This is a genomic window from Streptomyces sp. NPDC102258 (genome assembly GCF_055584685.1).
On sequence record NZ_JBVJLO010000016.1, the window covers coordinates 50,778 to 71,300 of the forward strand.

20 protein-coding genes and 1 pseudogene are annotated in these 20,523 nt (G+C 71.7%); 8 read left to right on the forward strand and 13 right to left on the reverse strand.

Translation table 11 applies throughout. The annotated features are described in order from the left end of the window. Nucleotides 1–12: 12 nt before the first annotated feature. Nucleotides 13–1,143 carry an NADH:flavin oxidoreductase gene (locus ACZ6ZT_RS24730; protein ID WP_469722072.1) on the reverse strand — a complete coding sequence of 377 codons (1,131 nt, stop codon included), beginning with the start codon at nt 1,141–1,143 and terminating at the stop codon, nt 13–15. Between the two features lie 209 nt (nt 1,144–1,352). Here ACZ6ZT_RS24730 and ACZ6ZT_RS24735 point away from each other — a divergent pair, with 209 nt between their 5' ends. After that, complete coding sequence (locus tag ACZ6ZT_RS24735) at nt 1,353–1,829, forward strand: MarR family winged helix-turn-helix transcriptional regulator (protein WP_469722201.1); 477 nt, start codon at nt 1,353–1,355, stop codon at nt 1,827–1,829. 150 nt (nt 1,830–1,979) lie between these two features. Further along, nucleotides 1,980–3,659, forward strand: a complete 1,680-nt coding sequence (locus ACZ6ZT_RS24740; RefSeq protein WP_469722073.1) for a serine/threonine-protein kinase — start codon at nt 1,980–1,982, stop codon at nt 3,657–3,659. A gap of 88 nt (nt 3,660–3,747) precedes the next feature. On the opposite strand, the gene ACZ6ZT_RS24745 is transcribed toward ACZ6ZT_RS24740, so the two are convergent. After that, nucleotides 3,748–4,101, reverse strand: coding sequence for a nuclear transport factor 2 family protein (locus ACZ6ZT_RS24745; RefSeq protein WP_469722075.1), 354 nt, complete (start codon nt 4,099–4,101; stop codon nt 3,748–3,750). A gap of 70 nt (nt 4,102–4,171) precedes the next feature. On the opposite strand from ACZ6ZT_RS24745, the gene ACZ6ZT_RS24750 reads away from it, so the two are divergent. Next, a complete protein-coding gene (locus ACZ6ZT_RS24750; RefSeq protein WP_469722076.1) occupies nt 4,172–5,044 on the forward strand; it encodes a LysR family transcriptional regulator in 873 nt (290 codons plus the stop codon). Nucleotides 5,045–5,080: 36 nt separating this feature from the next. On the opposite strand, the gene ACZ6ZT_RS24755 is transcribed toward ACZ6ZT_RS24750, so the two are convergent. Then, nucleotides 5,081–5,509 (reverse strand): hypothetical protein, encoded by a 429-nt coding sequence (locus tag ACZ6ZT_RS24755; RefSeq protein WP_469722078.1) that lies wholly within the window; start codon nt 5,507–5,509, stop codon nt 5,081–5,083. Between the two features lie 132 nt (nt 5,510–5,641). Between ACZ6ZT_RS24755 and rpmG the strand changes: the two genes are divergently transcribed. The 4 genes from rpmG to rpsR are packed head-to-tail and all read left to right on the forward strand — an operon-like array spanning nt 5,642 to nt 7,491. After that, entirely contained in the window at nt 5,642–5,806 is a 165-nt protein-coding gene (gene rpmG, locus ACZ6ZT_RS24760; RefSeq protein WP_469722079.1) for a 50S ribosomal protein L33, read from the forward strand. Between the two features lie 27 nt (nt 5,807–5,833). Continuing rightward, a complete protein-coding gene (locus ACZ6ZT_RS24765) occupies nt 5,834–6,079 on the forward strand; it encodes a type B 50S ribosomal protein L31 (RefSeq protein ID WP_469722080.1) in 246 nt (81 codons plus the stop codon). Then, nucleotides 6,079–7,230: a CobW family GTP-binding protein gene (locus tag ACZ6ZT_RS24770; RefSeq protein ID WP_469722081.1), complete on the forward strand. Its 1,152-nt coding sequence runs from the start codon at nt 6,079–6,081 to the stop codon at nt 7,228–7,230. The genes ACZ6ZT_RS24765 and ACZ6ZT_RS24770 overlap by 1 nt, the downstream gene beginning before the upstream one ends. A 24-nt stretch (nt 7,231–7,254) precedes the next feature. Further along, nucleotides 7,255–7,491 carry a 30S ribosomal protein S18 gene (rpsR, locus tag ACZ6ZT_RS24775; RefSeq protein WP_469722082.1) on the forward strand — a complete coding sequence of 79 codons (237 nt, stop codon included), beginning with the start codon at nt 7,255–7,257 and terminating at the stop codon, nt 7,489–7,491. Nucleotides 7,492–7,513: 22 nt separating this feature from the next. Here rpsR and ACZ6ZT_RS24780 read toward each other — a convergent pair whose 3' ends face one another. The 3 genes from ACZ6ZT_RS24780 to ACZ6ZT_RS24790 form a co-directional block, all read right to left on the reverse strand. Beyond that, complete coding sequence (locus ACZ6ZT_RS24780; RefSeq protein WP_469722084.1) at nt 7,514–8,797, reverse strand: MFS transporter; 1,284 nt, start codon at nt 8,795–8,797, stop codon at nt 7,514–7,516. Continuing rightward, complete coding sequence (locus tag ACZ6ZT_RS24785; RefSeq protein ID WP_469722085.1) at nt 8,794–9,333, reverse strand: ArsR/SmtB family transcription factor; 540 nt, start codon at nt 9,331–9,333, stop codon at nt 8,794–8,796. Before ACZ6ZT_RS24785 ends, ACZ6ZT_RS24780 begins: the two co-directional genes overlap by 4 nt. A 113-nt stretch (nt 9,334–9,446) precedes the next feature. Next, on the reverse strand, nt 9,447–10,433 hold the full coding sequence (locus ACZ6ZT_RS24790) for a hypothetical protein (RefSeq protein ID WP_469722086.1): 987 nt from the start codon (nt 10,431–10,433) through the stop codon (nt 9,447–9,449). Between the two features lie 310 nt (nt 10,434–10,743). On the opposite strand from ACZ6ZT_RS24790, the gene ACZ6ZT_RS24795 reads away from it, so the two are divergent. Beyond that, the gene (locus ACZ6ZT_RS24795; RefSeq protein WP_469722087.1) at nt 10,744–12,258 is read left to right on the forward strand and encodes a serine/threonine-protein kinase; all 1,515 of its coding nucleotides are present in this window, start codon (nt 10,744–10,746) and stop codon (nt 12,256–12,258) included. Nucleotides 12,259–12,322: 64 nt separating this feature from the next. On the opposite strand, the pseudogene ACZ6ZT_RS24800 reads toward ACZ6ZT_RS24795, so the two are convergent. The 7 genes and pseudogenes from ACZ6ZT_RS24800 to ACZ6ZT_RS24830 all read right to left on the reverse strand — a co-directional run. Further along, nucleotides 12,323–12,988 (reverse strand): annotated as a pseudogene (locus tag ACZ6ZT_RS24800) (serine hydrolase); the annotation flags it as partial. Between the two features lie 273 nt (nt 12,989–13,261). Continuing rightward, entirely contained in the window at nt 13,262–14,896 is a 1,635-nt protein-coding gene (locus tag ACZ6ZT_RS24805; protein WP_469722088.1) for an ABC-F family ATP-binding cassette domain-containing protein, read from the reverse strand. A 264-nt stretch (nt 14,897–15,160) separates the two neighbouring features. Then, nucleotides 15,161–15,529 (reverse strand): hypothetical protein, encoded by a 369-nt coding sequence (locus ACZ6ZT_RS24810; protein ID WP_469722089.1) that lies wholly within the window; start codon nt 15,527–15,529, stop codon nt 15,161–15,163. A gap of 171 nt (nt 15,530–15,700) precedes the next feature. After that, the gene (locus tag ACZ6ZT_RS24815; RefSeq protein ID WP_469722090.1) at nt 15,701–16,372 is read right to left on the reverse strand and encodes a response regulator transcription factor; all 672 of its coding nucleotides are present in this window, start codon (nt 16,370–16,372) and stop codon (nt 15,701–15,703) included. Further along, nucleotides 16,369–17,436: a sensor histidine kinase gene (locus ACZ6ZT_RS24820; protein WP_469722202.1), complete on the reverse strand. Its 1,068-nt coding sequence runs from the start codon at nt 17,434–17,436 to the stop codon at nt 16,369–16,371. Before ACZ6ZT_RS24820 ends, ACZ6ZT_RS24815 begins: the two co-directional genes overlap by 4 nt. Before the next feature lie 164 nt (nt 17,437–17,600). Then, nucleotides 17,601–18,125 carry a hypothetical protein gene (locus ACZ6ZT_RS24825; protein ID WP_469722091.1) on the reverse strand — a complete coding sequence of 175 codons (525 nt, stop codon included), beginning with the start codon at nt 18,123–18,125 and terminating at the stop codon, nt 17,601–17,603. Between the two features lie 153 nt (nt 18,126–18,278). Continuing rightward, the gene (locus tag ACZ6ZT_RS24830; RefSeq protein ID WP_469722092.1) at nt 18,279–20,318 is read right to left on the reverse strand and encodes a M4 family metallopeptidase; all 2,040 of its coding nucleotides are present in this window, start codon (nt 20,316–20,318) and stop codon (nt 18,279–18,281) included. Between the last annotated feature and the right edge of the window lie 205 nt (nt 20,319–20,523).

The window sequence follows — 20,523 nt, forward strand, 5'->3', positions numbered from 1 at the left end:
CCGGCTACCGGGCTACCGGCTGAGCGACTTCAGTGCCACCGCGTCGTACGGCTTCAGCTCGTCGAAACGGTTGCCCAGGACCTTCGCCGCCCAGTGCGGGTCCTGGAGCAGCGCACGGCCGACCGCGACCATGTCGAACTCCTCGCGCTCCATGCGGTCCAGGAGGTTGTCGATGTCGCCGAGCGCCGCCCCCTCGCCGGCGAAGGAGCGGATGAAGTCGCCGTCGAGGCCGACCGAGCCGACGGTGATCGTCGGCAGGCCGGTGAGCTTCTTGGTCCAGCCCGCGAGGTTCAGGTCAGAGCCCTCGAACTCCGGGAGCCAGTAGCGCCGGGTGGAGGCGTGGAACGCGTCGACGCCCGCCGCCGCCAGCGGGGCCAGGATCGTCTCCAGCTCCTGCGGGGACTGCGCGAGCCGGGCGTCGTACGCCTCCTGCTTCCACTGCGAGTAGCGGAAGATCACCGGGAAGTCGGCCCGGACGCGCTCGCGGACCGCGGCCACGATCTCCACGGCGAACTTCGTACGGGCCGCCGCGTCGCCGCCGTAGGCGTCGGTGCGGCGGTTGGTCCGCTCCCACAGGAACTGGTCGAGCAGGTAGCCGTGGGCGCCGTGCAGTTCGATGCCGTCGAAGCCGATCCGCTCCGCCTCCGCGGCGGCGTCCGCGAAGGCGCCGATGACGTCGTCGAGGTCGGCGCGGGTCATCGCCTTGCCGGTTCCCTCGGTGCCGTCGACGCGGATGCCGGAGGGGCCGACGGCGGGCGCGTCGGCGTACGGCGCCTCGCCCTGGTTGCGCACCATGCCGATGTGCCACAGCTGGGGCACGATCGTGCCGCCCGCCTCGTGGACCGCGGCGGCGACCTTCGCCCACCCCGCCAGCTGGTCCTCGCCGTGGAAGCGCGGCACCCGGTCGCTCTGCCCGGCGGACTCGTGGCCGACGTAGGTGCCCTCGGTGACGATCAAGCCGACGCCCGCGGCGGCCCGGCTGGCGTAGTACGCCCGCACGTCCTCGCCGGGTACGCCGTCCGGGGAGAACATCCGCGTCATCGGAGCCATCGCGATGCGGTTGGGGACGGTCAGGCCGTTCAGCGTGACGGGCCGGGACAGGATCTCGGCCGCGCGGGAGGCGGTGGACGTGGTGACGGTCATGCGGGTCCTCCGGGGTGGGGCTGTGGCTCGTCGGATAGCGGCGAGAGGTGCATAGTACACAGGTTATGTATCATGCATATTGTGGCGGCTCCGTGCGGTCCTCGGTCCTCGGTCCCCGTCGGCCGAGGCCCGACGGTCCACGCGTCGGCGATAATGGAGCGCCGGAAGGAGCGGGAGGCGCAGTGCTGGAAAAACTGGAGCGGGAGCTGATGCTGCTGTCGCGGCACCAGGTGCTCGCCCGGCGCGAGCGCGACCCCGAACGCCTGGAGCGGTCGGCGTACCTGCTGCTCAGCCGGATCGACACGCAAGGTCCCATGTCCATCGGGCAGTTGGCGGAAGCCTTCGGGCTCGACACCTCGACCGTGAACCGCCAGACGGCCGCGCTGCTGCGCTGCGGACTGGCCGAGCGCGTCGCGGACCCGGACGGCGGCATGGCCCGCAAGCTGCGCATCACCGAGGAAGGCGCGCGCCGGCTCGCCGGAGACCGTGAGGTCAACCAGTCCTGCCTGGCCAGGGTGGTCGCCGACTGGTCCCCCGAGGAGGTCCGGGAGCTGGCGGACGTCCTGGTCCGGCTCAACCGCAGCGCCGAGGCCCTCGAAGGACGGTACTGGCCGCGCACGGAGGAAAACGACACGCTCGAACCCGCCGGGCCCACGGCGCGGGAATCCGCGGCTTCCGCCCCATAGGCACCCGGTCGGCGCGAGCGGAGCCGGTGGCGCTCCGCAGCGCCCCGCAGCGTGGGCGGATGCCGCGCGGTCGGCCCGCGGATCATGCGTCTAGGCTTGTGCCCCGTCAGAGCGTCGAGACGGACGACCGGTCGTGGAACGGAGTACGTGGTGCCAGGGGGGCGAGCGGAAGCGCACGACGGGGACCTGATCGGCAAGGTGCTCGGGGGACGCTACCGAGTGACCTCCGTGGTGGGCCGGGGCGGCATGGGCGTGGTGGCACGGGCCGTCGACGAACTGCTCGCCCGCGAGGTCGCCGTCAAGGTCCTGCGCGCCTACACCGACTCCAGTGACGCCGAACTGGCCGCCGTGCGGGCCCGGATGGAACGCGAGGCGCAGGCCGCCGCCCGCATCCGGCACACCGGCGTCGTCACCGTGCACGACGTGACGCACGAGCGGGGCCTGCCCGTCATCGTCATGGAACTCGTCGACGGGCCCTCGCTCGATGAGGTCGTGACGCGGCGCGGCGCGCTCGACCCGCACGAGGCCGCCGCGATCGGCGCGAAGCTGATGGACGCGCTCGACGCCGCGCACCGCGCGGGCGTCCTGCACCGCGACGTTAAGCCGGGCAACGTGCTGCTGGAGCGGGACGGCCGGGTCGTGCTCACGGACTTCGGCATCGCCACCTTCGAGGCCTCGGACGACGACGCCATGGCGAAGCTGACCCGCAGCGGTGAGCTGGTCGGCTCGCTCGACTACCTGCCGCCGGAACGCGCGCAGGGCCGGGAGCCCGGCCCGGCCTCCGACATATGGTCGCTCGGAATGACCCTGTACGCGGCGGTCGAGGGCGTATCGCCGTTCCGCCGTACCTCGGTGTGGTCCACGCTGGCGGCGATCGTCGGCGATCCGCTGCCCGAGCCCCGGCGCGCGGGACCGCTCACCCCGGTGCTGCGGGCGCTGATGGCGAAGGAGCCGGAGCAGCGGCCCACCGCCGACCAGGCCCGCGCGATGCTGGAGCGGGTGGCGGCCGGCGGCGGGGCGGGCCTCGCGGTGGCGCCCGCCCCGGCCCCGCCGGCCCCCGCCCCGCACCCCGTCTCCGCGCCCCCTCCCGGCTTCGGCCCCCCGCCCCCGGCAGGCTTCGACGTCGGCGCCGTATCGTCTCCGCAGCAGCCCTACGCCCCCACCCCGCAGCCCGGATTCCCGCCGTACGGCCCCGCGTCCGCCCAACCGCTCACGTTCGACGGTTCCGGCTCCGCGGCCGCGGACCGGGCGCGGCGGCGCGGCCGGGCCGCGGTGGCCGTCGCCGTCGTCGCCGTACTCGGCGCCGGCGGCGTCACCTACGCCGTGGCCTCGGGCGGCGACGGTGACCGGGCGCGGGCGTCGGCTCCGGCTTCGACGCCGGCGCCCGCCGGCTCCCCGTCCGCCGACGGGCAGCCGGACACGCCGGCCCCGCCGCCGTCCCCCTCAGCGAGCCCCGGACCCACGGCGAAGCCGTCACCGAGTGCCTCGAAGAAGGCCGGCGCGTCGTCCTCGCCCTCCCCGAAGGGCTCCTCGCAGGCCCCGGCCAAGCCGCACCCCGTACCGACGGGCTGCGCAGGCTGGACGCACAAGGACCCGTCGCCGGGTACGTACGGCTACATCTCCGGCGACCACCACCTGCTGGCCGCGCCGTACCAGCAGTGCGCGCAGGGAAGCCTGGTCAAGAGCGGCACCAAGCTCTGGTACCACTGCTACATCGTCAACTCGTACGGCAACCAGTGGACGTTCGTGCGCGTGGACGGCACGAACACCACCGGCTGGCTCTACAACCGCGACCTCAAGGGCCAGAAGGGCTCCTCCCCGGCCTGCTAGCGGTGCGCCGGGGTGGCCGGCAGCGTCGGCGCGGCCTCGGTGCGGCTCCGACCGCCCGGTGCGAGGCGGGCGGCGCCGTGACCGGGGATCAGCGGCTCTGCCCCGCGAGGATCTCCCGGGGGTCGAAGGTGACACGGATGCTGGTGATCTTCCCGTTCTCCACGTGGCTCCAGTTCGCCGTGGAAGCCGGCGGCGCGCCCGCCGTGTGCAGGTCGAACCACGTGATCACGTCCGTGTCGTCCGCCACCCGGGCGCGCACCTCGATCCGCTCCAGGATCCGGCTCATGCCGCGCAGGCCCGCGATGCACTCGTCCACGCCCTGGGCCCGGCCGAGGGTGCCGACGAAGTCGACGTCGTCGGCCAACAGGTCGCGCAGGGTCTCGAAGTCGCCCGTCTGCCAGGCGCTGAAGTACTTCTCGGAAATAACTGTCGGAGTCGTCATGCGACCAGCCTCCCGTAAGTCGGTCAATCAGTCCAACAGATGATCCGGATGGCGAGTATCATCATTGGTTATGGAATTGCATCAGCTGCGCTACCTGGTCTCGGTCGTCGACGAGGGGACCTTCACGGCCGCCGCCGCACGGCTCCACGTCAGCCAGTCGGGCATCAGCACGCAGGTGGGCAAGCTCGAACGGGAACTGGGACAGCAACTGCTGGAACGATCGGGACGCAGGGTCCGGCTGACGGCCGCGGGGGAGGCCGTACTGCCGCTGGCCCGGGCGGCCCTGGAGACGGTCGACGGCATCGAGGACACCGCGGCCCGCTTCGCGCGGGCGGTCCGGGGCCGCGTCCGCCTGGGCATGATCAGGGGCTGCGCGATCCCCGGCTTCCTGGACGCCGTCGCGGGCCTCGGGCGGACCCACCCGGGCATCACGCTGAGCCTCCACGAGGACGACTCGGACGCCCTGCGCTCCCAGGTCCTCACGCGCTCCCTCGACCTCGCCCTGATCGCGTTCGCCGGACGGCCCGAACCCGGTCTCGACACCACTGTGCTCATCGACGAGCCGATCGCCGTCGCCGTGCCCGAGGGTCACCGACTGCGGGGCGGGCCGGTACGGCTCGCTGATCTGGAGGGGGAGAAGGTCCTGTGCCTGCCGCGCGGCACCGGCATCCGGGAGGCGTACGAGCGGTCGTGCCTCCAGCGGGGGACCGAACCCCGCGTGGACATCGAGGCCGGCTCCCCGCAGACCCTGCTCGGCCTCGCGCGCCGAGGAGCCGGGGTCGCCGTCCTGAGCCCGTCCTCCGCGAGCGGCGAGGGCCTGGAGCCGGCCGTCGTCACCGACGCCGCCACGCACGCCTGCCTCGGCCTGGCCATCCGCCCCGACCAGCGCGCCCCGGCCGCCCGGCTCATGCTGGCCAGACTCCAGGAGGCACTCGCCCCCTGATGGCGAAGTCAGCGGACCCCAAGGGGAGCGGGCGGGTCACCGTACGTCCACGGTGACCCGCCACTGCGTCAGCGCCAGGCACTTGACGGTGCCCGGCGCGGGCGACCCGGGGCAGGCCGGGACCTCGGAGGTCAGAACGGTGGCGCCCGGAGTCACACCCCGGTAGAGGTGGTCCGAAACCTCGGACAGCGCCGGCCCCGACAGGCTCACCGGCGCCCCGGGCCCGGCCGTACCCGTATCCGTATCCGTATCCGTGTCCGACAGGTTGACCCGTACGGTGCCGTGCAGCGGCAGGCACATCCGCCGGCCGTTGTCCGCGGCCGTGACGACGGTCTCCGTGGCGACCGCCTCCCCGCTGCCCGTGCAGCCGGGACTCGCGGTCCGAGGGCCCGAGTTGCCGCAGCCGGCGGTGGCCACCAGCAGCGCTCCGAGCAGTACGGCTATCCCCGTTGCCCGTGATCCCATCCGGCGGCCTCCTCGTAGCTCAGCGGACGTTCGCCGGTTGGACGTCGCCGGAGCGGTCCGGGTTCCCTCCTCAAGGGCCCCGGTCGTTCATCCCAGTGTTGAAAATGGAAACCATTCCCATATAGTAGCGTCATGGCACGCAACGAACTCCGCCCGGTCATCAAGCTGCGCTCCACCGCGGGCAGTGGCTTCACCTACGTCACGCGTAAGAACCGGCGCAACGATCCCGACCGGATGGTGCTGCGCAAGTACGACCCGGTCCTGCGCCGGCACGTCGACTTCCGCGAAGAACGCTGACCGAACCCGCTACCTGAAGGACATTCCATGAAGCCCGGCATCCACCCCGCCTACGGTCCCGTCGTCTTCCGTGACAGCGCCAGCGGCACGGCGTTCCTCACCCGCTCCACCCTGACCAGCGCCAAGTCGGTCGTGTGGGAGGACGGCCAGACGTATCCGGTCGTTGATGTGGAGATCTCCTCGGCGAGCCATCCCTTCTACACCGGCACCGCCCGTGTGATGGACACCGCCGGCCGTGTCGAACGTTTCGAGCGCCGTTACGGGGCCCGCTGATGGAGCGGGACGCACGCCTGCCCGTAGTGATCGTCGCCGGGATACACGCCGACGCCCGCAAGGAGGTCGTGGACCGGCTCCTGCGGGCGGTTCCGGGCAGTGTGGCTCTCCATCACGACCTGTCCGGCGCGGCGGACGGAACCGTACGACGCCTCATCCGCGACGCCACCGGCCTGCTTTCCGAGGATGAGGCGCCGCTGGTCAACGACTGCGCCTGCTGCGCGCTGCGCGAGGACCTGGTCCCCGAACTGGAACGCCTGGCCGGTGCCGGCCTGACCCGCCTCGCGATGGTGGAGCTGTGGGATTCGGTCGAGCCCCGGGGGATGGCGGAGGTCGTCGCCGCACACGCCGGAGAGGACATGGTGCTCACCAATGTAATCACCGCCGTGGACCCGGCCCTGGTCCTGCCCTACCTGGCCAACGGCGACGACCTCGCCGAAGCCGGCCTAGCCGCGGCGCCGACTGATCAGCGGACGGTGGGGGACACCTGGGCCCGGCAGCTGGAGTACGCACCCGTCCTTGCCCTCGTCGACAACGACGAGGCCGACGACGAGGACCGTGCTCTGCTGGCCCAACTGCACCCCACCGCCCGCCAGATCCCGGCCGGCTCGGGAGAACTGGCGGAAGCGGTCTTCGCGGGCTTCGATGTCGAGGCCGCCGCGGCGGCGCAGCATCCCGCCTGTGCGCTGCTGCCCCAGGACGCCGACGACGCCGGTGTCACCACGCTGGTCTGGCATCGCCGCCGGCCCTTCCACCCCGAGCGCCTCTATCAAGCGCTGGAGGATTTGTGCTGCGCGGCGGCGCGCAGCCGGGGCAGGTTCTGGCTCGCGGACCGCCCCGACACCCTCCTGGCCTGGGACTCGGCCGGCGGGGCCCTGTGCGTGGAGAACGCCGGCCCCTGGCTGGCATCACTTCCCGACGCCGCGTGGGAGATGGTCCCGCCGGTGCGGCGGGCCGCCGCGGCCATGGACTGGCATCCCGAACACGGCGACTGCTGCCAGCACCTCGTCTTCACCTCACCCGGCCTCGACCGCGACGGCCTCGAACAGCTCCTCGAATCCTGTCTGTTGACGGACGCCGAGTACGCGGCCGGGCGTGAGGGCTGGAAACACCTCACCGCCGCCTTCGACACCCTTCTCGACCCCGTCTGACAACCCCTGAACCAGGAGAACCTCATGGCCCGCCGCCAAGAAATCCGCAAGCCCGTGAAGTCGCGCCCCAACCCCCTGGACGCGGCCAAGATCACGTACATCGACTACAAGGACACCGATCTGCTGCGGAAGTTCATCTCCGACCGCGGCAAGATCCGCAGCCGCCGCGTCACCCGCGTCACCGCCCAGCAGCAACGCAAACTCGCCGCCGCCATCAAGAACGCCCGCGAAATGGCACTCCTGCCCTACGCCGGCAAGTAGAGGCACACTCCGCCACGGCCGATCAGGCGGACGCGAACCGTCCGCCTGATCCGCCGTCCGCCGTGGCACTGGCCGGCGCGGCGGAGCGCAGAGCCGCTTCGACGCGGCGGTTGTTGGTCATGGTCGACGTGACGGCCGTCATGGTGAGGAGGAGGCCGGCGGCGGTGTAGAGCGGGGTGCGTACGTCGTAGGCGGTGGCCAGCCAGCCGCCGAGGAGGGCGCCGAGCGGGGCGGCGCACATCGCGAGCATGCGGGAGGTGGAGGCGACCCGGCCCATCAGGTCGGCAGGCACGATCGTCTGTCGGAGGGAGGGGGCGAGCACCATCGTGGCGCCCATGCCCGCTCCGCAGACGGCGAGCGCGAGACCGGCGACGTACGGGTTCGGGGCGGCGGCGAGACCCAGAATGGCGAGCCCCTCGACGGCGGCCGTGCACGTCAGTGCGGTGCCGGTGCCGAGACGCCGGCCGAGGAAGGAGGCGATGCCCGCGCCGAGCAGTCCGCCGGTCGCCTCCGCCGTGAGGAGCAGGCCGAAACCGAAGGTGCCGATGCCGAGACGGTCGTGGGCGAAGAGGGCGAGTACGGTCTCCACGGCGAGGAAGGCGATGTTCCCGACGGCCGGGCGCAACGCGAGTCCGAGCAGCAACGTGTCCCGGAATACGTACGAGGCGCCGGCCCGCGCCTGCCGCAGCAGCGACTCACGGACCTGCGGTACGGGGCGGGGTACGGCCGGCAGCGACCGTACGAGCAGTGCCGACACCGCGAACGACACCGCGTCGGCGAGCAGTGGAACCGCCCGACCGAGCGTGAGCAGGGCACTGCCCGCAGGCGGCCCCGCGAAGCCGGACGCGGCGGTCTGGGAGCCGCGCAGGCGCGAGTTGGCGCGCTCCAGGAGCGCGGGGTCGCGGCCGAGCAGGTCCGGCAGATAGGCCGTGGCGGCCGTGTCGAAGAAGAGGCCGCCGAGACCGAGCAGGAAGGCGACGGCCGCGAGCAGCGGAATGCTCAGCACGTCGAGAGCGGCGGCCGCCGCCGGTACCGCCAGCAGCACGGCACGCGCCGCGTCCGTGACCCACATCGTGCGCCGACGGTCCCAGCGGTCCACCAGCGCACCGCCGAGCACCCCGAAGAGCAGCCACGGCAGCGTTCCGGCGGCCGCGACGACGGCGAGCGCCATCGGGTCCCGCGTCAACGTCAGCGCGAGCAGCGGCAGCGCTGCATGCGACACCCCGTCACCGAGCGAAGACACCGTCTGCGCCGTCCACAGCCGTCCGAACCCGGTCGGCAGCAGCTTTCTTGCGCCCGAGGTCACTTGGCCTCGCCTCCGGTCTGTGCGCGCGTTGCCGGGTGGAACAGTGCGAAGACGAGGGACGCGTCCGGCAGCGAGGGATCGGACAGCTCCCGGTACTCGTCCGCCAGTGCTTCCAGCCGCGCCCCCAGCTCCGCGAACTGTTCCTCGGTGAGCCGCAGATGCGCCATCCGGACGTGCCGCTCACCATCCACCGGCGCCCCCTCCAGGTCCGCCACCGCATGCCGCATCAGCACGTCCGGCCCTCCCTCGCCCGGATCCGGCAGCTCGATCGCCCGCGCGGCCATCGCGTAGTACCGCTCGGTGACCCCCCGGACCTTCCGTGTCCGTACCACCTTCACCAGGCCGGCCCGTTCGAGCAGCCGTACGTGGTAGCTGGAACTCCCCTTCGCGAGGCCCACTCGCTCGGCGATCTGGGTGATCGTGGCGGGCTCGAAGCGGAGGACGGCCATGATCCGGTGGCGCGTGAGATTGGAAACGGCGCGCAACTGCTCGTCGGTGGTGACGCGGAACGTCTCGGGAAGATCGTCGGTAGGCATGCCCCCAATGGTCAACAACTCTTGACCATTGCGCAAGGGCTTTGTGCGCACGGGCTTCCGGACCGGCGCCCCGGCACGCGCGGACCAGGCGGATGGCTCCGTGTAGCCGCAGTTCATCTGCTGTGTGCGGTCGCCCACAGTTCACGGGCGACCAGGAACGCGGCTTGGTCCGCGATGGTGCTGAGGGCGAAGAGGTCGCTGAGGTTGCCATGGCGTATGACGGCCACGCGTAGCCCCCATGCGGTGTCCTCGAATCTCTCGATGCCGGTGATGCGGGACCAGGGCAGTGAGCGCTCGATGCCGCCTTCCCTGTAGAGGAGTCCGTACGGGGTGAGGCGCAGATCGGTTCGGGGACTGGTGGCGATCGTCGTCGCGAGGGGTGTGAAGAGCGACGTGGCGGGCGACAGGCGCAGGCCGGTCGGGCCGGCGAGCGCCTCGTACGCCTTCCGCTTGGCCGCTGTCGCGGCGAGGCCCGCGAGGTGAGTCACGAACCCGGGGCGGCCGGTGAGGCCCTTGATCGTCAGCGGCTCGATGTTGCCCTCTGCGGAGATCCGGATGGAGCGGGCCGTGTAGCCGTCCGGGGTGTCGCCCAAGCCGACTTGGGTGATCCGGTCCCAGCTCACCCACTGTTCGGCCTGGCCCGTGCCCGGGCCGGGCGTATAGCACAGGGCGTGTGTGTGGAGATCGACCCTGCCGCCGTGCCCAAGGTCTGCCGAGCGCATTTCCAGCCGGCCCGGATTCTCCGGCCGCACCCAGGTGTCCCGGGCGGCGGCGGCGCGTCGCTCGGCGGCGGACCTGCGTAGCCGGACGGCGTCCCCCATGTCCTGGACCGCGGTGTGTCCCGCGGCGCCGAGGGCGCCCGCGAGCACGATCCCGCCGATGACGGCGAGGATCAGCTTCTTGTTGTGCCGGTTCTCCGCGTCCTTGGCCCCGATGTCGTCGTAACCGTAGGCCCCGGACGACCCGATACAGGTGTCGCCCGCGTGCATCTGGTGTCCGGCGCACTCCTTCGCTCCGTCGCCCCAGTCCGGAGTGAACCCGAACAGAATGATCAACGCGCCTATGACCGCCGCGATCAGCGGCTTGCCATACCCCCTCACGGCCCTTCCACCGCCCCCGGACCTCTCAAACCTCGGCGTCCGGAAGCCGCCTCCACACCGGTGGTGATTGCCCTCATCGGTTCCCTGCCTCCCATCGGACGGTTGTACGTCGATCCCGATGGTGATCTCGGCCAGGTTGCCCGTACAGGTCAGACGCCCGGACGTTTGTGACCGGCGGCCACGAGAGCCTCCGGTCCCGCATCCCGGCCCGGCGTTCCCGGCCATGGGCGCGGTCCGGCGGCGGCCCGGCACCGTACTCGTGCCGGGGGCTCGTTTTCAGAGCCGGGGGCGTTGGGTTAGGTTCCCGGGCGTGACCTACGATCGCGGACGATTACTGGCGGGCCGGTACCGGCTGGCCGAACTGCTCGGCCAAGGCGGCATGGGGACCGTCTGGCGGGCTCACGACGAGCAACTCGACAGGGACGTCGCCCTCAAGGAACTCCGGCTCCCCGACGACCTCGACGCCTCCCAGCGCAAGGCCTGGATGGACCGCCTCGACCGCGAGGCACGGGCGGCCGCCAGGCTGAAACACCCGGGCGTCATCACCGTTCACGACCGCATAGCCGGCGACGACGGCCGCCCGTGGATCGTGATGGAGCTCGTCCACGGCCGTTCCCTGGACGACTTGATCAAGGAGGACGGCCCGCTGCCGCCCGCCCGGGTGGCCAGGATCGGCCGGCAGGTCTTGTCCGCGCTGCGCGCCGTACACGCGATGGGCGTCACCCACCGCGACATCAAGCCCGCCAACGTGCTGCTCGAAGGCGACCGGGTCGTGCTGACCGACTTCGGGATCGCCGCCGTCGAAGGCGAGTCCGGTCTCACCCGCTCGGGGGCGCTCATGGGGACCCCGGTCTACATGTCACCCGAGCAGGTACGGGGACTCCCGGCGACCGCCGCATCCGACCTGTGGTCCCTGGGCGCGACGCTGTTCACCGCCGTGGAGGGACACCCTCCGTTCAGCGGCTCGGGTTCCTGGGCCGTCTTCGTCGCCGTGGCCACCGAAGAACCCGCCACCGCCGTCCGGGCCGGGGAGCTCACCCCTGTCCTGACGAGCCTCCTGCGCAAGGACCCGGCGGAGCGCCCCACCGCCGAGGAGGCGTACGACCTGCTCGCCGGACCGGCGGGCGAAGCGGGACCTTCCCGGCCGAAGCCCGCGTCCACGCTGCGGCTGGCTGAGGGACCGAACGTCGAGCCCGGAGCAGGACCGCTGCCCCCACCGGCGCTCGCCCCAGCCCGTCCGGTCCGGCGGCGGGGTTACTTCCTGCTCCGCGTGGTGGGGGTCGCTGTGGCCGCCCTGGTCGCGGTGCCCTGGTGGGCGCCCGACTCCGGATCCCATGACGACGCCACCGGCCGGACCGGCACGGTCGACACCACGGCGCCCACCCTCCCGTCCCCGTCTCCGTCCCCCTCCGCGTCCCCTCCCGCACCTGCTATGTTCACGCCCACCCCTACTCCCACGCCCACGTTCACCCCCACCCACCCCAAGCCCACACGCGCCCCCCTCGACCGCCAGGCGGTAGAACGCGTCTTCGCGCTGTACATGAACGGCCTGGCCAACCACGACATGACCTCGCTGCGCCAAGGCACCTGCCCCCGGCTGCGCGCGGGCCTGCTCGGATTCGTCCTCAACGGCTACTTCGTCGACCGCTGGGAACTCCAGCCCTACGAGATCCCACCGAACATGGACGAGCTCAGCGTGGAGGCGAAGCTCACCCGGCGGGACCCCGAGACCGGGAAACTCGCCGGTGACGTCCTCAATCAGTGGATCATCGAGCGGGACGAGCAGCAGCAGTACTACGTATGCGGCTGGCTCAACGAAGAGTGACGACCGGGGCGGCGCACGCATCGGGGACGCCCCGGACCGTGCCGCTCCGTCATCCCTCCCCGGCTCAGCACCATTTGTCGGCCAGGCGAGGGACGACCTTCCGGCAGTAGCGGCAGGTGGTCCCCGCTTGCAGGTTCTCGGTCGAACCGGAGCACGTGGGGCACCTTCCACGTTCGAGGACGGGGCCCCGGTCGGCCGCGCACGCGGGGCAGAGGAACGCGAGGACGTCGGGCGCGGCCGGATAGCCCGGCAGGGCTACGGCTGCCGGCCGGTGGGCCCACCCGGCTTCCACGATCGCGTCCTCGAAACGGACGTTCGCCGGCTCGTCGGGCTTCAGGTAGAGGGCGAGGCAGCCCTCACGGTCACAGGTCACGGCGTCTCGGATCATGGCGTCTCCTGGTTCCGGCTGTGAGTGGTCTGACCCAGGCGGGTGCCCGGGGCGCCGGTGTTCCATGCGCGCGGGGGAGTCCGGGGGAGTCCGGACGTAGCCGTGCAGGTACGGGCCGGGGAGCCGGTAGCCCAGGGGCAGGCTGGTCTCACGCAGGCCGACGGGGCGGTGCACGAGGTCCTTGAGGAGGTCTTCGTAGCGGCGGCCGGTGGCGGCCTCGGCCATGAGGGCGACAGCGATGTTGCCGGAGTCGGAGTACTCGTACAGGGTGCCCGGGCGGAACCGCAACGGCTCGTCCGCGACGAAACCGAGGAGGGTACGCGGATCGAACCGGTGCCGGGGGGGGGTAGGGGCGGATCCGGCAGGCGGTCGGTGCGAGCCCGCCGGTACGGACTGCTGATCAGCGGTGCGCGTGTTCCGGGTACGCGGCGCACACGGCCGGGGCCGGTAGGCGGACACGCGGGCCCCCACGCCGGGCGTGTCGCACGTGGGTGCCGCACCGTGGCGTGACCAGTGGGGACTGAAGCGCGGGCGGCGGCGCGCACCCGCCGACGCCGGGACCTCAGCCCTTGCCCCGGCCCCTCCCAAGCGGGCCGTGTCACACCGGGCGGCGGTTCACACCGCGGGGGCTTCCGCCTCGTCCAGCCTTCCGTCGGCCAGCCGCAGCCACCGGTTCACCCCGATCCCGGAGAGGAACCGCTCGTCGTGGCTGACCACCATGAAGGCGCCCTGGTAGGAATTGAGCGCACCCTCCAGCTGGCTCGCGCCGACCAGGTCGAGGTTGTTGGAGGGCTCGTCGAGCAACAGCAGGTGCGGTGCCGGTTCGGCGCACAGCACGCAGGCCAGGGTGGCGCGCAGCCGCTCACCGCCGGAGAGCACCCCGACCGGGAGGTGGGCGCGGGCGCCGCGGAAGAGGAAGCGGGCGAGCAGGTTCATCCGCTCTGCCTCAGGCCGCTCGGGGGCGAAGGCGGCGAAGTTCTCCGCCACCGTCCGGTCCAGGTCCAGCAGGTCGAGGCGCTGCGAGAGGTAGGCGATACGGCCGTCGCCGCGCCTGATCGCCCCGCCGTCCGGGGTGAGGTCACCGGTGACCAGCCGCATCAGAGTGGTCTTGCCGGCGCCGTTGGGCCCGGTCAGGGCGATCCGCTCGGGGCCGCGCACGGACAGGTCGACTCCGCCCGCGGCGAAAACGTCCCGGCCCCCGAGGCGGACCCGCATCCCCTCCCCGAGGAAGAGGTTGCGTCCCGCGGGCACCTGGGTGTCGGGCAGTTCCAGGGTGAGGCGCGCCTCGTCACGCAGGGCGCGTCCGGCCTCGTCGAGGCGCGTCTTGGCCTCGCTGACCCGGGAGGCGTGCACCGTGCCGGACTTGCCCGCGGCCTCCTGGGCTCCGCGCTTCATGTTGCCCGCGAAGATCTTGGGCAGTCCGGCGTTCTTGAGGTTGCGGTCGGCGTTGCCGGCGCGCCGCTCGGCGCGTTCGCGGGCCTGCTGCATCTCCCGCTTCTCCCGCTTGAGTTCGCGTTCGGCGTTGCGGACGTTCTTCTCGGCGACCTCCCGCTCGACTCGCACCGCCTCCTCGTACGCGGTGAAGGCCCCTCCGTACAGCCGCAGTTCATCGCTGTCGAGTTCGGCGATCCGCTCCATGCGGTCGAGCAGGGCGCGGTCGTGGCTGACCAGCAGCAGACAGCCGCTGAAGTCGCCGAGGACGTCGTAGAGCGTGCGCCGCGCGTCCAGGTCGAGGTTGTTGGTCGGCTCGTCGAGCAGCAGCACGTCGGGACGCCTGAGCAGCTGGGCGGCGAGGCCGAGCGAGACGATCTGGCCGCCGCTGAGGGTGTTCAGGCCGCGGTCCAGGGTGAGGCCGGTGAGGCCGAGGCGGTCGAGCTGGGCACGGGTGCGCTCCTCGATGTCCCAGTCGTCGCCGATGGTGGTGAAGTGTTCCTCGGCGACGTCGCCGGACTCGACCGCGTCCAGGGCGCGGATGACCGCTGCCACGCCGAGTACCTCGGCGACGGTGAGGTCGCTGGTCAGGGGGAGGCTCTGCGGGAGGTAGCCGAGGGTGCCGGTGACGGACACCGAGCCGGCGGCGGGCTTGAGTTCACCCGCGATCAGCTTGAGGAGGGTGCTCTTGCCGGAGCCGTTGGGAGCGACCAGGCCGGTACGGCCCGGGGCCAGGCTGAAGGACAGGTCGTGGAAGACCGGGGTGTCGTCGGGCCAGGTGAAGGAGAGCTGGGAGCAGACGACGGCGGCGTTGGACATGACGAAGACCTCGAACGGAAGGAAGGGCGCAGGACACAGCTCTGCCCTGGCAGATGGGGGAAAGGGATACGACGAAGTCGGCCACCCCGGCGGCGCTCCTGGTGCGCTGTCCGGTGGCCGTCAAGTCCGGGTCTCACCCGGAGATGTCGTCGTCACCCACCACGTCTGCTGCTTCTCCTCGCATAGGTCTGCTGTCACGGCGACCCTAACATTCTCGGCGGCGACGGCAGGCGCGGTTTTCCCGCGCGTGCCATGGCCCCTCCGCTACCCCCTGCGCCGCATGGCCCGCCGGACTCCGTACAGGACCACGAGCAGCACGATCACCACGAGCACGATGATCAGGAGCTTTCCGAGGAATCCGCCCTTCTTCTTCTTTTTGCTCTTCTTGTCCTTCTTGGTGCCGGTCACGGCCCGGACCTGGGACGACACCGGCGCGCGCAGTCCGGCTGCCGCGTTGGTGCCCGCCGCGAGGGTTCCCTGCGGGAGCGTGGTCGTGGAGGCAGCCGGGCGCGCGGCCGGTGCCGCCGCCGTCGCGGCCGCCGTCGGGCCCAGCAGCAGCCCCGCCACCACCAGGAGCGGTACGAGTACGGCCGCCGCGGCGGAGCGTGTTGCCGGTTTGCTCTTCTCGGTCACTGTTTCCCCGTTCTGTGATGCCCCGGCCGGGCAGGATCGGTGTGGCCGGGTTCGTGCAGCATCGTGGACGAGTTCGGCGGCCCCGGCAAGGGCGGATACGTGGTCCCCCGGATCGTCGGCATACCGGCCCCCGGCCCTGCCGGCCGCCGCCCCCCCGTCGGCAGGGGACCGTCAGGCGAGGCCCGAGGCGATGGCGCGGCGAACGGCCTCCGGACGGTCGCGGATCCCGGCCTTGGCGAACAGGTTGTTGATGTGCGTCTTGACCGTGGCCTCGCTGATGAAGAGCCGCTCGGCGATGCCCCGGTTGGGCAGGCCCTGGCCGATCAGCGCGAGTACTTCGCGTTCGCGCGGAGTCAGGTCCGGGGGCAAGGGGAGGGGCTGGGACGGCGTCGGAGCCTTGGTCCTGACGGTGGCGAGCAGGCGGTCCTGGACCTCGCGGTCGAGTACGGACTGGCCGGCGGCGGCGGCCCTGATCGCGCGGGTGATGTCCTGGCGGCCCGCGTTCTTGGTCAGGTACCCGCGGGCGCCCGCGCCGAGGGCGCCCAGGATCGAGTCGTCGTCGGCGAAGGTGGTCAGGACGACCACCGCCACCTCCGGGTGCTCCCCGGCCAGCCGGCGGGTCGCCTCGATGCCGTCCATGACGGGCATCCTCAAGTCCATCAGGACCACGTCCACCGGCCCGGCGGCGACCGCTGCCAGCACCTCGGCGCCGTTCGCGGCGGCCGCGACGACCTCGATGTCCCCGGCCAGGGCGAGCACCGCGGCGAGGGGTTCGCGGACGGCGGCCTGGTCGTCGGCGACCACCACCCTCAACCGCTGCTCGGGTGCTGCTGGTTCACTCATCGCGGGATCACTGCCTCCACTTGCCAGTCGCCTTGGTGCGGGCCGTCGGTGACCGGGCCCGCGGTGAGCGTTCCGCCCAGCAGGGCGACACGTTCACGCATGCCGATCAGTCCCATCCCGCTGCCCGCGCCCGGGGTCACCCGGCGGGTGGCGGGGCGGTTGCGGATCCTCAGGGTGGTCGACGCCGGGGCGAACTCCAGCTCCATGGCGACGGCTCCCCCGGGAGCGTACCGGGCCGCGTTGGTCAGGGCCTCCTGGGCGATCCTCAGCAGGTTCTGGACCACCTGGGCGGGCAGGTCGCGTACGGTCTCGGTCTCGGTCCCTGTCTCGGTGACGGTGAGGACGTCGTGGTGCCCCGACGACGCGAGCATCGCGGTCAGGGTCTCCTCCAGCGGCAGGGTGTCCTCACGCAGGGCATGCACCGTCCACTGCGCCTGCTTCAGGCTCTCCTTGACCAGATCGTGGGCCTTGGTGTGGGCCTCCCGGACCTTCTCCAGGTCGCCCGTGTCGATCAGCGCGTCCGCCAGCTCCAGCTGCATGTTGATCCCGGCGAGTGAGTGGGCCAGTACGTCGTGCACGTCCCGGGCGATCCGGCCGCGCTCGGTCAGTACGGCGGTACGGGCCTCGGCGCGGGCGGCGCGTTCGGCCGACTCCGCCGCCTCGATCGCCGCCCGTACGCCCTGCCGCTGGGTGCGATTGATGATGCCGATCAGGACCGGGGTGCCGGTGGCGAGGCCCAAGGCCCAGGGCAGCAGTTCGTGCCCCGGTCCGAGCCGGAGGTAGAGCACGGCGCCGCAGAGCAGACTGCACACCGCCGCGAGGACGAGGGCCGGCCTGGTCTCCAGCCGGTATCCGATGTGACCGGCGAGGAAGAAGGCGAAGAGGTAGCCCGTTCCGCTGCTGCTGAGGCCGATGAGGGCGGCCGCCGCGACGACGCCGAGCGTGAGCCAGACGAGGGCGATGCGCGGGGGGACCTTGTGCTCGGGCAGTCGCCGGGCCAGCAGCGCCACGGAATTGATCACGAAGAGCAAGGCGACGGCCAGGTCCCGGCCGCCGAGGCCCATGGGCCGGATCGTCAGGATTCCCGTGATGACGACGGCGAGGGACGCCACCCACTGCAGGCGCGGGTCGTGCCCGAGGTTGGAGTGCGCGCCCGCCCTCCGGCCGGTGTCGTTCCCGGGGGGCGGGGCGCTCTGGTCTGTGGGCACGGGCCGAAGATACGGCACGGTCAGGCCGTGGGGCCGAGGACGGGCACGGGGCGGGCCGCCGCGAGCGTCCGGCTGCGGAGGAAGATCGTGGCCACCCGGGTGACGACCTCGGTGAGGGCCATCAGGACGAAGGCCGTGACCCATGCCTGCTGACTGGTGATGTGGTGCGCGAGGCTGAACCGGGCGACGTCGTCAGCCCCGCCGCCGTGCTCGACCCACGTCTGGAATCCCATCCGCGCTCCCATGCCCACGACCCACAGGACCGCCGACACGGCACCCGCCTTGATCAGGAGCTGCCCGTCGAGGGCACGGATCCGGGTGTAGATCCCCCCGGCGATGCCGAGTGCGGCGCCCACCGCGGTCAGGATGGCGATCAGGACGAGGTCGTTGCCGGCGGTGGGGACGGAGTCCAGGTACGAGTACGCCACGAAGGCCACGATCCCCAGCGGGAGCAGGAAGGTCTTGCGGTCGAGGCGGCCTTCCCGCAGCTGTCGGAAGACGACCAGGATGAGGGCGATGTCGGTGATCCACTCGGTTGTTGTCATGTCCCAAGACTGCTGCGATGCCGCCCGCCACGCCTGGACCCGAGGGTGGAGAAGGGGGTGGAGATCCGGCGGGAGACGCAAGGAAGCGGACGAAGGTGCCCGGAGCCTCCACGGCTCCGGGCACCTCATGTCACATCAGGGTCGTCCGGCTGGTCAGAAGGTGAGCTTGAAGTCGGTGATCGTGCCGACGTCGGAGGCTCCCTTGTCCTGGACCTTCAGCTTCCAGGTGCCGTTGGCCGCCACGGCCGAGGCGTTGACCGTGTAGGTCTTGTCCAGGTTCGCCGCAGAGTCCGACGACGAGCTCTGCAGACGGTACGAGGTCCCGTTGGGGGCCACGAGGTCGATCTGGAGGTCGCCGATGTAGGTGTGGGTGATCTTCACGCCGACCTTGAGGGCGCTCGGCGCGTTGCCGGTGATGCCGCTGACGGCGACCGACGAGGTGACGGCCGGGCCGGGGGAGTCCGGAATGGCCACCCGGGCCGTGCTCTCGAAGACCTTGCCGGGGGTGGTGCCGCCACCCGCACGGGCGCCCACGTTGACAGCGGCCCAGGCGTCGGTGACGTTCTTGACCTCGGCGCTGCCGGCCCCGTACAGCTCGGTCGCCGCGGCGATCGTGCCGGCGCGGGCCCCCGCGTAGTCCGTGCTGGAGTTGAACTTGGTGGTGAGCGCCTTGTACCAGATCAGCTGCGCCTTGTCCCGGCCGATGCCGGTGACGGGCAGGCCGTCCGAGGTCGGCGAGTCGTAGTTGAACCCGTTGACCGTCTTGGCGCCGGAGCCCTCGGAGGCCAGGTAGAACCAGTGGTTGGCCGGGCCCGAGGAGTAGTGGACGTCGAGGTTGCCGACGCCGGAGTACCACGCGTCCGCGGAGCCGCCGTCCTTGCTCGGCTTGTCCATGTAGCGCAGCGGGGTGCCGTCGCCGTTGATGTTGATCTGCTCGCCGATGAGGTAGTTGCCCGGCGCGCTCGGGTTCTTCGCGTAGAACTCGACGGAGGTGCCCATGATGTCGGAGGTCGCCTCGTTCAGGCCGCCCGACTCGTTGCTGTACTCAAGGCCCGCGGTGGCGGCGGTGACGCCGTGCGTCATCTCGTGACCGGCGACGTCCAGCGAGGTCAGCGGGTCGTTGTTGGCCGTTCCGTCGCCGTACGTCATGCAGAAGCAGCCGTCGTCCCAGAAGGCGTTGACGTACGCGTTCCCGTAGTGGACCCGGGAGTAGGCGGCGACGCCGTCGCCGCGGATTCCGGAGCGGCCGAGGACGTTCTTGTAGAAGTCCCAGGTGACCCCGGCGCCGTAGGCGGCGTCGGCGCCCGCGGTGGCGGCGTTGGAGTTGGCCCCGTTGCCCCAGGTGTCGGTGGACTGGGTGAAGAGCGAGCCCGTGCCGGACGTACCGCGGTTCAGGTTGTACGTCTTGTGGCCGCCGCGGGCGGCGTCGTTCAGCGTGAAGCTCGAACCGGACGCCGACGTGCCGAGGGTGACCTGGCCGCTGTAGTGGGTGTTGCCGACACCGGTCTCGATGCCCTGCCACTGGTGGAGCGTGGCACCCGTCTTGGCGTCGGTGATGACGTGGAGCTGGTTCGGGGTGCCGTCGTCCTGGAGTCCGCCGACGACGGTCTCGTAGGCCAGGGTCGGTACGCCCGTCGCCATCCACACGACCTTGCGGGGCGCGGCGTCGGTCTTGTCGGCCTTGGAACCGACCGCCTTCGCGGCGGCGAGGGCCTTCGCCGAGGCGCCCGCCGGAGCGTCGGCCGGGGCGGAGGTGGAGACGCCCTGCAGCTGGGCGACGGAGGCCTTGCTCACGTTCTGCGTGCGGTCGGCCGCCGTGCGGCTGACGACCAGGTCGCCGCCGAGGACGGGGAGACCCTCGTACGTACGCTCGTACCGGGTGTGGGTGGTACCGTCCTGGTCCTTGACCACGTCGTGGACCAGCAGCTTCTCCTGCGGGCCGAGGCCGAGCTCCTTGGCCGTGGCGGCCGTGGTGCTCTGGGCCTTGGCTATGAGCTCGGCGCGCTGGGAGGGGGAGAGCTGCGCGGGCAGTGCGCCGGGGTTGCGAACGGGCTGGCCCCCGGGGGCCGTCGTGGGTGCGGACGGCTCGGGCTGCGCGCTGGCGCTGCCGGCCTGGACGCCGACGGTGAGCAGGGCGGCGGCTGCGAGCAGGGCGCCGGTGGCGGTGGCGTTCCGCCGGTGCGTGGACTTCACGCGGACTCCTTCTGAGTGTGGGGGGTGGAACGAACCGGCAGCCGGGATGAGACCGGCGGGCCGGGCGGAGCATGTGGAGCCGGTGGTGCTCGTTTTGCTCGTGTTGTTCGCGTTGTTGGTGCCGGGGATGAGCAGAGGTTGCCAGCGATCTTCATGATCGCCATGGGCACGTCAGGTATTGGCCGAAAGGTGTCCGGATCCCGAT

What these genes read in the sequence shown, in the direction of transcription:
- ACZ6ZT_RS24815 (WP_469722090.1), bottom strand. Translation starts at nt 16,372, where the DNA reads ATGAGTGAACCAGCAGCACCCGAGCAGCGGTTGAGGGTGGTGGTCGCC.
- ACZ6ZT_RS24755 (WP_469722078.1), bottom strand. Translation starts at nt 5,509, where the DNA reads ATGGGATCACGGGCAACGGGGATAGCCGTACTGCTCGGAGCGCTGCTG.
- ACZ6ZT_RS24770 (WP_469722081.1), top strand. Translation starts at nt 6,079, where the DNA reads ATGGAGCGGGACGCACGCCTGCCCGTAGTGATCGTCGCCGGGATACAC.
- ACZ6ZT_RS24730 (WP_469722072.1), bottom strand. Translation starts at nt 1,143, where the DNA reads ATGACCGTCACCACGTCCACCGCCTCCCGCGCGGCCGAGATCCTGTCC.
- ACZ6ZT_RS24735 (WP_469722201.1), top strand. Translation starts at nt 1,353, where the DNA reads ATGCTGCTGTCGCGGCACCAGGTGCTCGCCCGGCGCGAGCGCGACCCC.
- ACZ6ZT_RS24765 (WP_469722080.1), top strand. Translation starts at nt 5,834, where the DNA reads ATGAAGCCCGGCATCCACCCCGCCTACGGTCCCGTCGTCTTCCGTGAC.
- ACZ6ZT_RS24745 (WP_469722075.1), bottom strand. Translation starts at nt 4,101, where the DNA reads ATGACGACTCCGACAGTTATTTCCGAGAAGTACTTCAGCGCCTGGCAG.
- ACZ6ZT_RS24750 (WP_469722076.1), top strand. Translation starts at nt 4,172, where the DNA reads ATGGAATTGCATCAGCTGCGCTACCTGGTCTCGGTCGTCGACGAGGGG.
- rpsR (WP_469722082.1), top strand. Translation starts at nt 7,255, where the DNA reads ATGGCCCGCCGCCAAGAAATCCGCAAGCCCGTGAAGTCGCGCCCCAAC.
- ACZ6ZT_RS24820 (WP_469722202.1), bottom strand. Translation starts at nt 17,436, where the DNA reads ATGGGCCTCGGCGGCCGGGACCTGGCCGTCGCCTTGCTCTTCGTGATC.
- ACZ6ZT_RS24825 (WP_469722091.1), bottom strand. Translation starts at nt 18,125, where the DNA reads ATGACAACAACCGAGTGGATCACCGACATCGCCCTCATCCTGGTCGTC.
- ACZ6ZT_RS24805 (WP_469722088.1), bottom strand. Translation starts at nt 14,896, where the DNA reads ATGTCCAACGCCGCCGTCGTCTGCTCCCAGCTCTCCTTCACCTGGCCC.
- rpmG (WP_469722079.1), top strand. Translation starts at nt 5,642, where the DNA reads ATGGCACGCAACGAACTCCGCCCGGTCATCAAGCTGCGCTCCACCGCG.
- ACZ6ZT_RS24785 (WP_469722085.1), bottom strand. Translation starts at nt 9,333, where the DNA reads ATGCCTACCGACGATCTTCCCGAGACGTTCCGCGTCACCACCGACGAG.